The organism is Streptomyces sp. NPDC046349 (assembly GCF_055587885.1).
On record NZ_JBVJFK010000003.1, the window covers coordinates 503,451 to 516,254 of the forward strand.

A 12,804-nucleotide genomic window follows, 5' to 3' on the forward strand; every position below is an offset into this window, starting at 1 on the left:
CAGCACGGTCACGGTGGGTTCCTCACTCGGTCACGGGATTCACGGGCTCGCTGAACAGCTGCGTCGGTCACGCGGTCGCGGGGTCCGCGGTGCGGGCCAGGACGGCCGGGGCCCGGTTGTCGGGCCTGGCCCTGCGGACGGGGCGGGCCAGGGCGGTCGTACGGACCTCCGCGCTCCACGGAGGTGTTCCGGGCTGGCGGCCGGCGGGCCGCAGCGCGCGGACCGTGGCGGGGGCGCCGCCGACGGAGGCCGGGGCGGGAGCGGCGCCGCGGGCGGCGGCCGGGATCAGGGTGCGCAGCAGGCGCTGGGTCTCCTGGCCGGGTGCCACGGCCAGTTCGTCGCGCATCCGGCGGGCGCACAACTCGTACCAGCGGCGTACGCATGCCAGTTCGCCGCGGCGGCCGTGCGCGGCCATCAGCGCGCGGTAGGTCTCCTCGTGGTGGCGGTCGATCTCAAGCGTGCGCTTGCAGAGCTCGATCAGTTCCACGAAGTCCTCGCGGTCCTCGGCGTCGGCGCGCAGCACGCCCAGGGCCCGCAGGACCAGCGCCCGGAGGTATTCGCGCTGTTCGACGACCCAGTCGGCGCTCTCGCCGCGCAGGAATTCGCCGCCGTACAGGGCGATCGCCGCTCGCAGCCGGGTCCGGGCGAGCACGGTGTCGCCGACGCCGGCGGCGCGCAGGCCGGCGTGCACGAGCTCCTGGAAGCGGTCGAGGTCGGACCACAGGCCGTTGACGTGCAGGACGTAGCCGAAGTCGCGGTAGACCAGCTGGATCCCGGAGTCTCCGGGCCGGTCGGGGTGGGCGTCGAGCACCTGGCGCAGGGCGTGGGCGGCGACCTTGAGCGAACTGCCGGCGGTGCTGTCGGTGCCGGGCCACAGGGACTCGTAGAGCCGGTCGCGAGTGAGCATCTGGCCGCGGTGGACGACGAGGTACTGGAAGAGGCCGCGGGCCTTGCCGGCCCGCCAGCGCCGTACGGGGGTGCCGTTCACGGTCAGCTCGAAATCGCCCAGGAAGCGGACGCGTACCGCCGGCCCCGCTGTCTCGGTCGCTGCGGTGGTCATCGCGTCCTCCCGGTCGTCGTCCCGCCTGCCGCTCTGCCTGCGAAGAGTGTGTTCGGGGGGCCTATATCGGGCCTACAACGGCCGGATCTTTGCGGTGTAGGGCGGTGATAGGGCGTTTTTCGACACTGATGAGCACGACCACCCGAACCGCCGACTCCGAAATGAGGGCTGTTTCATGACCAGCACCGACACCCGGCTTCAGAAGGTCGTCATCCTGGGAGGCGGCACGGCCGGCTGGATGACGGCCGCGTATCTCGGCAAGGCGCTCCAGGGAACGGTCGACATCACCGTCCTGGAGGCGCCGACGATCCCGCGCATCGGGGTCGGCGAGGCCACCGTGCCCAATCTCCAGCGTTCGTTCTTCGACTACCTGGGGATCGCCGAGGACGAGTGGATGCGGGAGTGCAACGCCAGCTTCAAGATGGCCGTGCGCTTCGTCAACTGGCGCACCGACGGGCAGGGCGAGTCGACGGCCCGGGAGCTGCCGGGCGGCGGCCCGGACCACTTCTACCACCCCTTCGGGCTGCTGCCTGACTACGACCAGACGCCGCTGTCGCACTACTGGTTCAAGCGCAAGTACGAGGGCCGCACCACCGAGCCGTTCGACTACGCCTGCTTCCGCGAGCCCCCCGTGATGGACGCGATGAAGGCCCCGCGCTGGCTCGACGGCCGGCCCGCCACCCGGTACGCCTGGCACTTCGACGCCCAGCTGGTGGCCGACTTCCTGCGCCGCTTCGCCACCGAGAAGCAGGGCGTGGCCCACGTGCAGGACGAGATGGTCCGGGTCGAGCAGGACTCCCGCGGTTACGTGACGACGCTGCACACCAAGGGCGGGCTGGCCCTGGACGCCGACCTGTTCGTGGACTGCTCGGGCTTCCGCGGGCTGCTGATCAACCAGGCGATGCAGGAGCCGTTCATCGACATGAGCGACCACCTGCTGTGCGACAGCGCGGTGGCCACGGCCGTCCCGCACGACGACGAGGCGAACGGGGTGGAGCCGTACACCTCGGCGATCGCCATGTCCTCCGGCTGGGCCTGGAAGATCCCCATGCTGGGCCGCTTCGGCACCGGCTACGTGTACTCCAGCAAGTTCGCCGACCAGGACACCGCCACCCGCGAGTTCGCCGACATGTGGGGCCTGGACGCCGAGGCGACGAAGTTCAACCACATCCGCTTCCGGGTCGGCCGCAACCGCCGGGCGTGGGTGAAGAATGTCGTCAGCATCGGCCTGTCGTCCTGCTTCCTGGAGCCGCTGGAGTCGACCGGCATCTACTTCATCACGGCCGCGATCTACCAGCTGGCCAAGCACTTCCCGGACAAGACCTTCAACGAGGGTCTGATCGACAGCTTCAACAACGAGATCGAGGTGATGTTCGACGACACCCGCGACTTCATCCAGGCGCACTTCTTCTACGCGCCGCGCAACGACACGCCGTTCTGGCAGGCCAACAAGAAGCTGGTCCTCCCCGACAACATCAAGCAGAAGATCTCCGCCTACAAGGCCGGTCTGCCCATCAACTCGCCGATCACCGACGAGTCCACGTACTACGGCAACTTCGAGGCGGAGTTCCGCAACTTCTGGACCAACGGCAGTTACTACTGCATCTTCGCCGGCCTCGGTCTGGAGCCGGACGCCCCGCTGCCCACCCTCGCGCACCGGCCCGAATCGGTGGCCGGCGCCGAACCCCTCTTCGACACCGTCAAGCGCCAGCAGCAGAACCTGCTGGAGACCCTCCCCAGCGCGTACGACTACCTGCGCCAACTCCACGGCGCGTAAGGCCCTCCGCGTCTGCGGCCCGGCAGCACGGCACTCCGCCGGCTGCCGGGCCGCAGTCGCTTCCAGCCACCTCAGGAGTCAGACATGCCCCACCGCTCCGCGCCCCATCCCGCCGCGCCGGACGAGTCGGCCAGAGACCGCCGCGCGGACCTCCGGCCCTTCATGGCCGCCTTCCCCAGCGGGGTTTCCATCGTCACGACGTTGGATTCGGACACCGTGCCCCATGGGCTCACCTGCAGTTCCGTCGCGAGCGTCGCACTGGATCCGCCCACCGTGGTGGTGTGCGTACGGGCGGCGAGCCCGACGCTCGCGGTGGTCCTCGACCAGGGGGCCTTCGCCCTCAACCTGCTGCACGAGCGGGCCCGCGGCGCCTCCGACCTGTTCGCCTCGGGCGCCCCCGACCGCTTCGAGCGCGTCGAGTGGCGGCTGCCGCTGGGTGCGGGCGGGCCGCACCTGACCGCGGACGCCCACGCCGTCGCGGACTGCACCGTGGTCAGGACCATAGGCTTCGGGGACCACACGGCCGTGTTCGCCGAGGTCCACCGGGTGACGGTACGGGAGGATCCGCAGCCCCTGCTGTACGGCCTGCGCCGTTACGCCCAGTGGTCGCAGGCGGCCGCGGTCCCGCCGCCGGCCGCCCGCCTCGACCCGTCCGCCGCTCTGCGCCCCGGCGCCGCCGAAGGAGGCACCCGTGTCGTCCGCTGATCCGCTGCCCGCCCTGCTGGTCGCCGTCCCCGCGGTCATCCTCGCCTGCCAGGTCGGAGCCTCCGTCTGCCGCCGGTTCGGCCAGCCCCCGGTGGTGGGCGAGATCGCCACCGGCATCCTGCTGGGCCCGTCCCTGCTGGGCTGGATCTGGCCTCAGGCCCAGCACGCGCTGTTCCCCACGTCGGTACTGCCGTACACGTCGGTGCTCGGACAGCTCGGCCTGCTCGCCTTCATGTTCCTGGTCGGGCTGGAGCTCGACCTGAAGAACCTGCGCGGCCACACCCGCGTCGCGGTGGCGGTGAGCCAGGCCGGGATGCTGCTGCCGCTGGCCCTGGGCGCGCTCCTGGCCGTGGCGATGTACGACGGCTTCGCCCCGGACGGCGTGGGCCGGATGCCGTTCATCCTGTTCATGGCGGTGGCCATGAGCATCACGGCCTTCCCGGTCCTGGCCCGGATCCTCATCGACCGGGGCCTGTACGGGACCCCGGTCGGGGCGCTCGCCATGGCCTGCGCCGCCGTGGACGACGTCGTCGCGTGGTGCCTGCTCGCCCTGGTGGTGGCCCTCTCCTCGACGGGGTCCCCGATGGAGGCGGCCACCACGGCCGGGCTCGCCGTCGCCTTCACGCTGTTCATGCTGTACGCGGTGCGTCCGCTGCTGGCACGCTGGGCGGCCCGCGCCGACCGGGCCGGGGACGCGGCGGTGCTGGTGGCGCTGTTCAGCGGGCTGAGCGTGTCCGCGCTGGCCACCGACCTGATCGGCGTGCACGCGCTGTTCGGGGCGTTCCTGTTCGGCGTGATCACCCCGCGCACGGGGGGGCTCATCGAGGTCTCGGCGGCCCGGCTGCGCGCCTTCACGGTGCCTGTGCTGCTGCCGCTGTTCTTCGTGCACACGGGCCTGCGCACCGACATCGGGGGCCTGACGGCCTCGCCCGAGCTGTGGCTGTGGACGGCCGCCATCCTGGCGGTCGCGTTCCTCGGCAAGTGGGGCGGCGCCGCGGGCGCGGCGCGCGCCTGTGGAAGACCCTGGCGGGAGGCCCTGTCGATCGGCTCCCTGATGAACTGCCGGGGCCTGACCGAGCTGGTGGTGCTCAACGTCGGCCTGGAACTGGGCGTCATCGGGCCGCAGTTGTTCACCATGCTCGTGCTGATGGCACTGGTGACGACGGCGATCACCAGCCCGGCGCTGACCCGGCTGCGCGCCAAGGAGGTGACTTTGCCGGACGGGGCGCCGGCGCCGCCCGAGAGCGCGCTCTCCCGCCCCTGAGGACCGGAACCGGCCGGCGGGTGCCCGACGGATGTTCAGGCGCCCGCCGGCTGCTGCCGTACCGACGCCAGGTCCCGTTCGTAGCGGATCGCGGGACGGCCGTCCAGTACGGTCTCCCCCACCGGCAGGAACCCGGTGCGCAGCAGCACCGTGCGCGATCCGGCGTTGTCGACGGCGGCCGCGGCACGCAGGGTGCGCAGCCCGTACGTGCCCGCGGCGAGCACCAGGACCTGCCGGACCGCGCTGGTGGCCAGTCCCCGGCCGGCGGCCTCCTTCGCGACGCGGAAGCCCAGTTCGGCGGAGCCGTCCTCGACGTCGATCAGGTTGATCCGCCCCAGCACCTCCCCGTCGCCGCCGATGATCAGGTGGAGGTGGTCACGGCCGGCGGCCTGCCCGGCGAGGAGTTCGCCGTGGCGGGTGTCGAAGTCGGCGAAGTACGCGTCTCCGCGGTCGGGCACCGACTGCGCGAAGTAGGCGCGGTTGGCGCGCTCGAAGGCGAGCAGGGCCGGGGCGTGTTCGGCTCGGAGCCGCTGGAGTTCCGTCATCGAAGCATCCTAGAGGGGCGGTCCGCCCGCCCGCCCGCATCATCGCGGCGCGCTCTCCGTCGGTACGCACAGCACGGGGATCGGTGAGAGGTGCAGGAGCTTGTGCGGGGTGGAGCCGAGCAGGGCGCCGCGCATCGGGCTGTCGCCCCAGCTGCCGACGATGATGACGCGGGCGTTGTGCCGTCGGGCGGCGTCGAGCAGTGCCGGGGCGGGCTTCTCGTCGGCCACCTCGACCGTGGAGGGCACGCCGGCGGCGTCGGCCTCCAGGACGGCGTGCTCGAGGGCGCTGCGGCCCGCCTGGCGGACGGCTTCCCGGTGGGCGCGGGACTCCTCGCCGGTGGGGCCCGGGGCGGCCGCCCCGTAGACGAGGACGAGAGGTTCACCGAAAGCGGTGGCCACCTCCAGCGCGACCTGGAGGGCCCGCTCGGCGCCCGGTGATTCGTCGTATCCGAGGACCACGGACATCGGGACTCCTCAGCGCTTGCGGGTGTGGACGAGGGCCGGATCCACCACGGTGCGCCGCTCCTGCCAGAACCGGCCGTCCCGTACCCGCCAGAAGCACATGACGAGCACGCCGACGAGGGCGATCGCGATCCCGATGACGAGCGGCGGGCCGAGGCCGAGCCAGGAGACGCCGCTCGCCGAGTTCTGCGGGTTCGACATGTCGCCGATCGACTCGACCAGCAGCCAGATCAGCAGGCCGGCGCCGACCCCCGGGCCGACGCCGATGAGCAGGAGGTTGTGCGTGCTCTCCGTCAGGTGGCGGCGGTAGTAGACGGCGCAGGCCAGTCCGGTGAGCGCGTAGTAGAAGGCGATGAGCAGGGACAGCGCGGTGAGCGAGTCCAGGAGCGCGTTCTCGCTGATCTGGTTGACGACGAGGTACCAGCCGATGGCGATGCCGGCCACCCACCAGGTGCTCACGTCAGGGGTCCGGAACCGCGGGTGGATGTGCGCGAGGTGGGGGGGCAGCGCGTGCCTGCGGGCCATGGACAGGGCGGTGCGGGAGGCGGGGATGATCGTGGTCTGGGTGGAGGCGAGCGCGGAGGTGCAGACGGCGAGGAGCACGACCCAGTCCCAGCCGCCCATGACCTCGTGGGCGAGGACGGCGAAGATGGCCTCCTCCTCGGCGGCGTTCTCTGCGAGGAAGACGGTGCCGGCGTAGCCGACGACCGCGAAGCCCACGGACAGGTAGGTGACCAGGAGGATCACCGTGGACCAGATCCCGGCCTTGCCGGGTGCCGTCGCGGAGTTCTCGACCTCCTCGGTGAGGTTGACGGCGGACTCCCAGCCCCAGTACATGAAAACGCCGAGCAGCAGTCCGCCGGTGAGGGCGGCGCCGCCGGCACCGAAGGGGTTGAGCCAGCTGAGGCTGGGCTCGATCTCCTCCAGGGTGCTGGTGCCGGCGTAGATGCGGTAGATGGCGACCACCGCGAAGGTCAGGAGGAAGAAGACCTGGGCGAGGATGAGGATGTCCTGGAGGTGGGCCGACAGCTCGGTGCCGATGACGCAGATGGCGGTCATGGCCAGGATCACCGCGACGGTGAGGCCCTGCCGGATCCAGGCGTTGGCGGCCCAGTCGTCCAGTCCGAGGGCGAGCAGCCCGAAATTGACGGCGACGTCCGCGAGCGAGCCGATGACCAGAACGCCCGTCATGGCGATCGCCCACCCGCCGAGCCAGCCCGCCCACGGCCCCATGGCCCGGGTCACCCAGGAGAAGGTCGTCCCGCAGTCCTGGTCGACCTTGTTGAGGTAGTAGAAGGCGGCCGCGATGAGCAGCATCGGCACGAAGGAGGCCAGCATGACGCCCGGCGCGTAGATCCCGACGAGGGCCACGATCGGTCCGAGGACGGCGGCGAGGGAGTAGGCGGGCGAGGTCGAGTTCAGGCCGATCACGAGTGCGTCGAGGAAGCCGATCGCGTTGGCCTTGAGCCCCGCTTCCTGCGTGGGCGTCCGGGGGCCGTCGCCCGCACCGTCATGGCTCATGTACGAATGGTCACGCAGGCGGCCCCGGCGCGCGAGGCGAGCAGGGGCCGAGCGGACGCGGTAGGGGACGGGCGTCGGGAACGGGCGTCGGGAACGGGGCGGGGCGGGGTCAGGCGCGGGCGTTCCAACCCGCGATCACCGGGAGCCCGTGCTCCGTGGAGAGCGTGCTGACGGTGCCGGTGCGCAGCAGGAAGAGCCGCCCGTACTCGGGATCCAGGCGCAGGTAGCGGGCGGTCAGGACGCGCAGGAAGTGACCGTGGGCGATGAGCACCACGTCGCCGTCGTCCGCCCGGAGCACGGGGGCGATCCGGGCCAGGACCCGGTCCGCGCGGACGCCCACCTGGGCGGCGCTCTCACCGGGGTGCTCGGCGTCGCCGGGCGGGACGCCGTGAGTCCACAGGGACCAGTCGGGCGTGGTCCGGTGGATCTCCGCGGTGGTGATGCCCTCGTAGCCGCCGTAGTCCCACTCGTACAGGTCCGAGTCGATGCCGGCCCCGGGGAGGCCGGCGAGCTCGGCGGTGGCGACGGCCCGGCGCAGCGGGCTGGTCAGCGCCAGGGCCGGCCGCCGGTCCCGGAAGTAGGGGGCGAGGCTGATGGCCTCCTCCACACCGCGCGCGGTCAGCGGAATGTCGCTGCGCCCGGTGTGCCGCCCATGGGCGCTCCAGGCGGTCTCACCGTGCCTCACCAGCAGAAGATCACTCACTCTGCGGACCCTACGTGTTACGGCATGTCGGCGCCGGAGGGCCCGGCGGGCGTGTCACTGTCGGGCGTCATGGAGGAGAACCGGAAGGCGGCGCGGACGGCCGGTTCGCAGCTGCCGCCGCACATGCCGGCGCTGATGGTCGCCCTGACCGCGGTGACCGGGGTGATCGAGGCGGTGAGCCTGCTCGCGCTCGGACCCGCCTTCACGGCGATGCAGACCGGCAACGTGCTGTTCCTGGCGTTCGGCGTCGCGCAGGCGCCCGACCTGCCGACGCTGCCCGCCGGGATCTCGTTGGCGGCGTTCGTCCTCGGGGTGGTCTGCGGCTCCCACCTGGAATCGGTGACGGAAGCCCGCGGGCGCCGCTGGTTCGTGATGGGCCTCCTCGTCGAGGCCGGGCTGATCCTGGCCGCCGCGGCCGTGGCGTGGGAGCTGGTGCCGCAGTACGGGTCACCGACCCCGCGGCGCCTGGCCGTGACGGCGGTCTTGGCGCTGGCCATGGGCCTGCGCAACACCACGATCATGCGGGCGAACGTGCCGGGAGTGCCGACGACACTGGTCACCCGGTCCATGACGGCCTTCCTCGGCGGCTCCGCCATGGGACGCGACTCCGTCTACGGGTACGGGACGGCCGGGTGGAAGCTGCGCGGGATGTCCATCCTCGCCCTGTTCGCCGGCGGGGTGCTCGGGGCACTGCTGATCCGGGCCGGCTGGACGGTCGACCGGCTGCTGCTGCCGACCGCCGCCGCGGTGCTGGTGGTGGGCCTGGCCTACCGGAAGCAGCCTCAGCTGCACACCGGTCAGGCCCCTGGCCGGGAACGATCGCGGTGAACTATGCCGTTGGTAAAGTCCCAGCATGGCGGTGGACGAACTCGACACCAGAATCCTGCGCCTGCTGATCGAGCAGCCGCGCACCAGTGTCCGTGAGTACGCCCGGATCCTCGGTGTGGCGCGCGGCACCCTCCAGGCCCGGCTGGACCGGCTGGAGCGGACGGGGGTCATCACCGGGACGGGACCGGTGCTCTCCCCGGCGGCGCTGGGTCACCCGGTCCTGGCCTTCGTGCACATCGAGGTCACCCAGGGCCATCTGGACGACGTCGGCGACGCCCTGGCCGCCGTGCCGGAGATCATCGAGGCCTTCTCCATCACCGGCGGCGGCGACCTGCTGACCCGGGTGGCGGCCCGGGACAACGCCCATCTGGAGGACGTGATCCAGCGGCTCATCCGGCTACCCGGCGTGGTCCGCACGCGGACCGAGGTGGCGCTGCGGGAGCGGGTCCCCCACCGGCTGCTGCCACTGGTGGAAGCAGTGGGGAGGAATGCCCGCAAAACCTGACAGGATGGCCGGTACCGGATGGGGCAGGACGCGACAGGCAGGACGGGCACAGCGGATGATCTCCGTCATATTCGATCTCGACGGCACCCTGGTGGACAGCGAGCCGAACTACTACGAGTCCGGGCGCCGCACGCTGCAGCGGCACGGCGTCCCCGATTTCACGTGGGAGCAGCACTCCCGCTTCATCGGCATCGGCACGCTGGAGACCCTGGAGATCCTCAAGGACCGGTACGGGTTGCGCACCCCGGTCGAGCAGCTGCTCGCCGAGCAGAACGCCGCCTACCTCGAGCTGGCGCGCACCGGGACCGAGGTCTTCCCGCAGATGCGGGGACTCGTCGAACGGCTGCGCGCCGAGGGGGTGCCGATGGCCGTGGCCTCGGGCTCCTCTCGCGAGGCGATCGACGCCGTGCTGGCGGGCACCGGGCTGGACGCACTGCTGACCACGGTGGTGTCCGCGGAGGAGGTCGCGCAGGGCAAGCCGGCCCCGGACGTGTTCCTGGAAGCGGCCCGCCGACTGGGTGCCGAGCCGGCCGACTGCGTGGTCGTGGAGGACGCGGCGCCCGGGGCCGCTGCCGCCCACGCCGCCGGTATGGGGTGCATCGTGGTCCCCTACGCCGTGGAGGTCGCGGACGACCCGGCGTTCGCGTCCGCCGGGCTCCTCTTCCGGGGCGGGCGGCCGGAGTTCAGCGCGGACGCCGCGTACGCGTGGCTGCGCGCCCGCGTCGCGCTCGGAACCGTCTGACACACCGGCAGGGCGGGCAGCGGCGGGGGTGAGGCGGGCCGGTCCGGCCTCTGGTGCCCTGCGGGCACGCCTGCCACCATGCGTGCGTGACCGCGACCCTGCACCCGGGCGCCCGCGGCGGCGGCCCGCGCCGGTGGCCCCTGCTCGGGAACCTGCCCGCCTTCGCCCGCGATCCGCTGGCCTTCTTCGAGTCCTTGCGCGACGACTACGGGGACTGGGTTCCCTGGTCCCTCGGCCCGAAGCGCAACGTACTGGTTTCCCTGCCCGAGCACGCCGGTGAGCTGCTCGGTGCCGTCGAGTCCACCTTCAGGCCGACGGAACTGGGCTGGGCCTTCCACCAGTTGCTGGGTGACGGGGTCGTCGTCGCCACCGGGGACGACTGGCGGCGCAAGCGGGCACTGGTCCAGCCGGCCGTCCGGCCCCGCCAGGTGCGCTCGTACGCCGCCACGATGGTGGAGTGCGCGGACGCGCTGGCCGGCGGGTGGCAGGAGGGCGAAAGGATCGATGTACACCGGGAGATGGCCGGGCTCACCCAGCGGATTGCCGTGCGCACGCTGTTCGGCAGCGACGCGGCGGGCCGGGAGGCCCCCATCAGTGCGGCGATGGCCACGGCGCAGCGCGAACTGGGGGCGGAGTTCCGCGGACTGACGCTGTTCCTGCCGCCCTGGGTGCGCACTCCCGGACGGCGCCGCATGCGCGAGGCCGTGGCGGTCCTCGATCGGGAGATCGAACACGTCATCCGCGAACACGAGAAGGCGTCGGCGGCCGGCGCGGAGCGCGACGACCTGCTGAGCCGGCTGCTGGCGGCGCGCGACGAGCACGGCGGGCCGCTGTCCCGCAAGGAGCTGCGGGACGAGTCGATCACCCTCTACATCGGCGGCCACGAGACCACCTCGACCACCCTGACCTGGGCCTGGCAGCTGCTGTCGGGGGCCCCCGGGGCACGGGCCCGGCTGACGGAGGAGCTGGACCGCGTGCTGGGCGGACGCCTGCCGGCGTACGACGACTACGCGCTGCTGCCCTGGACCCGGCAGGTGGTCAAGGAGACCCTGCGGATCTATCCGCCGATCTGGCTGATCTCGGCGGTGGCCACCGAGGGCGCGACCCTCGGCGGGCGAGCGGTGCCGGCCGGGACGTCGGTGTGGACCAGCCCGTGGTCGGTCCACCGCGACCGGCGGTGGTTCCCGGACCCGGAGGCCTTCCGTCCGGAGCGGTGGGACGCGGACGCCCCGCACCGGGTGCCCGAGCACGCCTGGTTCCCCTTCGGCGGCGGCCCGCGAGCCTGCCTGGGCGCTCGGTTCGCGCTGGTGGAGGCCGCGCTCGTGCTGGCCGTACTGGGACAGCGGTTCCACCTGGACTGCGGGAGCGGGCGGGCGGGGGTCTTCCCCGGCCTCACGCTCCAGCCGGACCGGCCGGTCCTGGCCACGCTGCGGCCCGCGGGCACGCCGGGGGCATAGCGGCGGGAAGATCCCGCCACCCTCGCGAGTTGGTAGAACCGTGAACCATCTGAGGCGGAACGCGGGCGCGGGCACGGACGTGCACGCGGAGGTGGACGTGGTGGTCGTCGGGGCCGGGCAGGCGGGCCTGTCCGGCGCCTACCACCTGGCGCGTGCGGGGCTCGACCACGTGGTCCTCGACCACGCGCCCCGCCCGGGCGGGGCCTGGCAGTACCGCTGGCCCTCGCTCACCTACGGCAAGGTCCACGGCATGCACGCCCTGCCCGGCATGGAACTGACCGGCGCCGACCCGCTGCGGCCCTCGTCGGAGGTGGTCGGGGAGTACTTCGCCGCCTACGAGGACCGTTTCAACCTGCGCGTACGGCGCCCCGTGGACGTGTCGGCCGTGCGCGAGGGGGACGGCGGACGGCTGCGTGTGGAGACCTCGGCCGGTGTCTGGTCGGCGCGGGCCCTGATCAATGCGACCGGAACCTGGGACCGGCCGTTCTGGCCGCGCTACCCGGGGCAGGAGACGTTCCGCGGCCGCCAGCTGCACACGGCGGACTACCCCGGGCCGCGGGAGTTCGCCGGCGCGCGGGTGATCGTCGTGGGCGGCGGCACGTCGGCGGTCCAGCACCTGCTGGAGATCGCGGAGGTCGCGGAGCGGACCACCTGGGTGACCCGGCGGCCCCCGGTCTTCCGCGACGGGGATTTCGGCGAGGCCGGGGGACGGGCCGCGGTGGCCCTGGTGGACGAGCGGGTACGCCGGGGGCTGCCACCGCAGAGCGTGGTCAGCGTGACGGGACTCCCGCTGAACGAGGCCGTCCGGGACGGCCTGGCCTCGGGCGTCCTGAACCGCCTGCCCGTGTTCGACCGGATCACCTCCACGGGCGCCGCCTGGGCCGATGGCAGCCGCGTCGACGCGGATGTCATCGTCTGGGCCACCGGGTTCCGCGCGGCCGTCGATCACCTGGCGCCGCTTCGCCTGCGCGAGCCGGGCGGCGGCATCCGCGTCGAGGGGACCCGGGCCGTCCGGGACGAGCGGATCCACCTGGTCGGCTACGGCCCGTCGGCGTCGACCGTCGGCGCCAACCGCGCAGGCGGCGCGGCGGTCCGCGAGATCCGCCGCCTGCTGACCCGCGAACCGGCGTTCACGCCCGCGCCCTGATCCATCACAACGGTGCGAAGGTCGGTTCGACCGGACCGATCCCGCCGAGCACTGCCAGCTCGTCCAGGTCCTCCAGCTCGTCCAGGTC

General features: G+C 72.6%; 13 protein-coding genes. 8 read left to right on the top strand and 5 right to left on the bottom strand.

The genetic code is table 11. From position 1 onward, the window contains the following. Nucleotides 1-67: 67 nt before the first annotated feature. Nucleotides 68-1,060 (bottom strand): AfsR/SARP family transcriptional regulator, encoded by a 993-nt coding sequence (locus ACZ6JS_RS09410; RefSeq protein ID WP_469297038.1) that lies wholly within the window; start codon nucleotides 1,058-1,060, stop codon nucleotides 68-70. A 175-nt stretch (nucleotides 1,061-1,235) separates the two neighbouring features. On the opposite strand from ACZ6JS_RS09410, the gene ACZ6JS_RS09415 reads away from it, so the two are divergent. From ACZ6JS_RS09415 to ACZ6JS_RS09425, 3 genes are all read left to right on the top strand, one after another. After that, nucleotides 1,236-2,837, top strand: coding sequence for a tryptophan halogenase family protein (locus tag ACZ6JS_RS09415; RefSeq protein WP_469297039.1), 1,602 nt, complete (start codon nucleotides 1,236-1,238; stop codon nucleotides 2,835-2,837). 84 nt (nucleotides 2,838-2,921) lie between these two features. Next, on the top strand, nucleotides 2,922-3,542 hold the full coding sequence (locus tag ACZ6JS_RS09420; protein ID WP_469297040.1) for a flavin reductase family protein: 621 nt from the start codon (nucleotides 2,922-2,924) through the stop codon (nucleotides 3,540-3,542). Next, the gene (locus ACZ6JS_RS09425) at nucleotides 3,529-4,806 is read left to right on the top strand and encodes a cation:proton antiporter domain-containing protein (protein WP_469297041.1); all 1,278 of its coding nucleotides are present in this window, start codon (nucleotides 3,529-3,531) and stop codon (nucleotides 4,804-4,806) included. Before ACZ6JS_RS09420 ends, ACZ6JS_RS09425 begins: the two co-directional genes overlap by 14 nt. Before the next feature lie 35 nt (nucleotides 4,807-4,841). Here the strand turns inward: ACZ6JS_RS09425 and ACZ6JS_RS09430 are convergent, their stop codons facing one another. The 4 genes from ACZ6JS_RS09430 to ACZ6JS_RS09445 all read right to left on the bottom strand — a co-directional run bounded on the left by ACZ6JS_RS09430 (nucleotide 4,842) and on the right by ACZ6JS_RS09445 (nucleotide 8,037). Beyond that, nucleotides 4,842-5,351, bottom strand: a complete 510-nt coding sequence (locus ACZ6JS_RS09430; protein WP_469297042.1) for a GNAT family N-acetyltransferase — start codon at nucleotides 5,349-5,351, stop codon at nucleotides 4,842-4,844. A gap of 39 nt (nucleotides 5,352-5,390) precedes the next feature. Beyond that, nucleotides 5,391-5,816 carry a universal stress protein gene (locus ACZ6JS_RS09435; RefSeq protein WP_469297043.1) on the bottom strand — a complete coding sequence of 142 codons (426 nt, stop codon included), beginning with the start codon at nucleotides 5,814-5,816 and terminating at the stop codon, nucleotides 5,391-5,393. 9 nt (nucleotides 5,817-5,825) lie between these two features. Further along, nucleotides 5,826-7,334 (bottom strand): APC family permease, encoded by a 1,509-nt coding sequence (locus ACZ6JS_RS09440; protein WP_469297044.1) that lies wholly within the window; start codon nucleotides 7,332-7,334, stop codon nucleotides 5,826-5,828. A 109-nt stretch (nucleotides 7,335-7,443) separates the two neighbouring features. Further along, a complete protein-coding gene (locus ACZ6JS_RS09445; protein WP_469297045.1) occupies nucleotides 7,444-8,037 on the bottom strand; it encodes a histidine phosphatase family protein in 594 nt (197 codons plus the stop codon). Between the two features lie 69 nt (nucleotides 8,038-8,106). Between ACZ6JS_RS09445 and ACZ6JS_RS09450 the strand changes: the two genes are divergently transcribed. The 5 genes from ACZ6JS_RS09450 (at nucleotide 8,107) to ACZ6JS_RS09470 (ending at nucleotide 12,716) form a co-directional block, all read left to right on the top strand. After that, the gene (locus tag ACZ6JS_RS09450; RefSeq protein ID WP_469297046.1) at nucleotides 8,107-8,865 is read left to right on the top strand and encodes a YoaK family protein; all 759 of its coding nucleotides are present in this window, start codon (nucleotides 8,107-8,109) and stop codon (nucleotides 8,863-8,865) included. Between the two features lie 25 nt (nucleotides 8,866-8,890). Next, nucleotides 8,891-9,370 (top strand): Lrp/AsnC family transcriptional regulator, encoded by a 480-nt coding sequence (locus tag ACZ6JS_RS09455; RefSeq protein WP_469297047.1) that lies wholly within the window; start codon nucleotides 8,891-8,893, stop codon nucleotides 9,368-9,370. A gap of 55 nt (nucleotides 9,371-9,425) precedes the next feature. After that, nucleotides 9,426-10,112, top strand: a complete 687-nt coding sequence (locus tag ACZ6JS_RS09460) for an HAD family hydrolase (protein ID WP_469297048.1) — start codon at nucleotides 9,426-9,428, stop codon at nucleotides 10,110-10,112. 86 nt (nucleotides 10,113-10,198) lie between these two features. Next, on the top strand, nucleotides 10,199-11,569 hold the full coding sequence (locus ACZ6JS_RS09465) for a cytochrome P450 (protein WP_469297049.1): 1,371 nt from the start codon (nucleotides 10,199-10,201) through the stop codon (nucleotides 11,567-11,569). A gap of 40 nt (nucleotides 11,570-11,609) precedes the next feature. Further along, nucleotides 11,610-12,716, top strand: coding sequence for an FAD-dependent oxidoreductase (locus tag ACZ6JS_RS09470; RefSeq protein WP_469297050.1), 1,107 nt, complete (start codon nucleotides 11,610-11,612; stop codon nucleotides 12,714-12,716). The last annotated feature ends 88 nt before the right edge of the window (nucleotides 12,717-12,804 follow it).

Bases quoted from the DNA above. Each gene is read 5' to 3' on its own strand.
- ACZ6JS_RS09410 (WP_469297038.1), bottom strand. From the start codon at position 1,060: ATGACCACCGCAGCGACCGAGACAGCGGGGCCGGCGGTACGCGTCCGC.
- ACZ6JS_RS09415 (WP_469297039.1), top strand. From the start codon at position 1,236: ATGACCAGCACCGACACCCGGCTTCAGAAGGTCGTCATCCTGGGAGGC.
- ACZ6JS_RS09420 (WP_469297040.1), top strand. From the start codon at position 2,922: ATGCCCCACCGCTCCGCGCCCCATCCCGCCGCGCCGGACGAGTCGGCC.
- ACZ6JS_RS09430 (WP_469297042.1), bottom strand. From the start codon at position 5,351: ATGACGGAACTCCAGCGGCTCCGAGCCGAACACGCCCCGGCCCTGCTC.
- ACZ6JS_RS09435 (WP_469297043.1), bottom strand. From the start codon at position 5,816: ATGTCCGTGGTCCTCGGATACGACGAATCACCGGGCGCCGAGCGGGCC.
- ACZ6JS_RS09440 (WP_469297044.1), bottom strand. From the start codon at position 7,334: ATGAGCCATGACGGTGCGGGCGACGGCCCCCGGACGCCCACGCAGGAA.
- ACZ6JS_RS09450 (WP_469297046.1), top strand. From the start codon at position 8,107: ATGGAGGAGAACCGGAAGGCGGCGCGGACGGCCGGTTCGCAGCTGCCG.
- ACZ6JS_RS09455 (WP_469297047.1), top strand. From the start codon at position 8,891: ATGGCGGTGGACGAACTCGACACCAGAATCCTGCGCCTGCTGATCGAG.
- ACZ6JS_RS09460 (WP_469297048.1), top strand. From the start codon at position 9,426: ATGATCTCCGTCATATTCGATCTCGACGGCACCCTGGTGGACAGCGAG.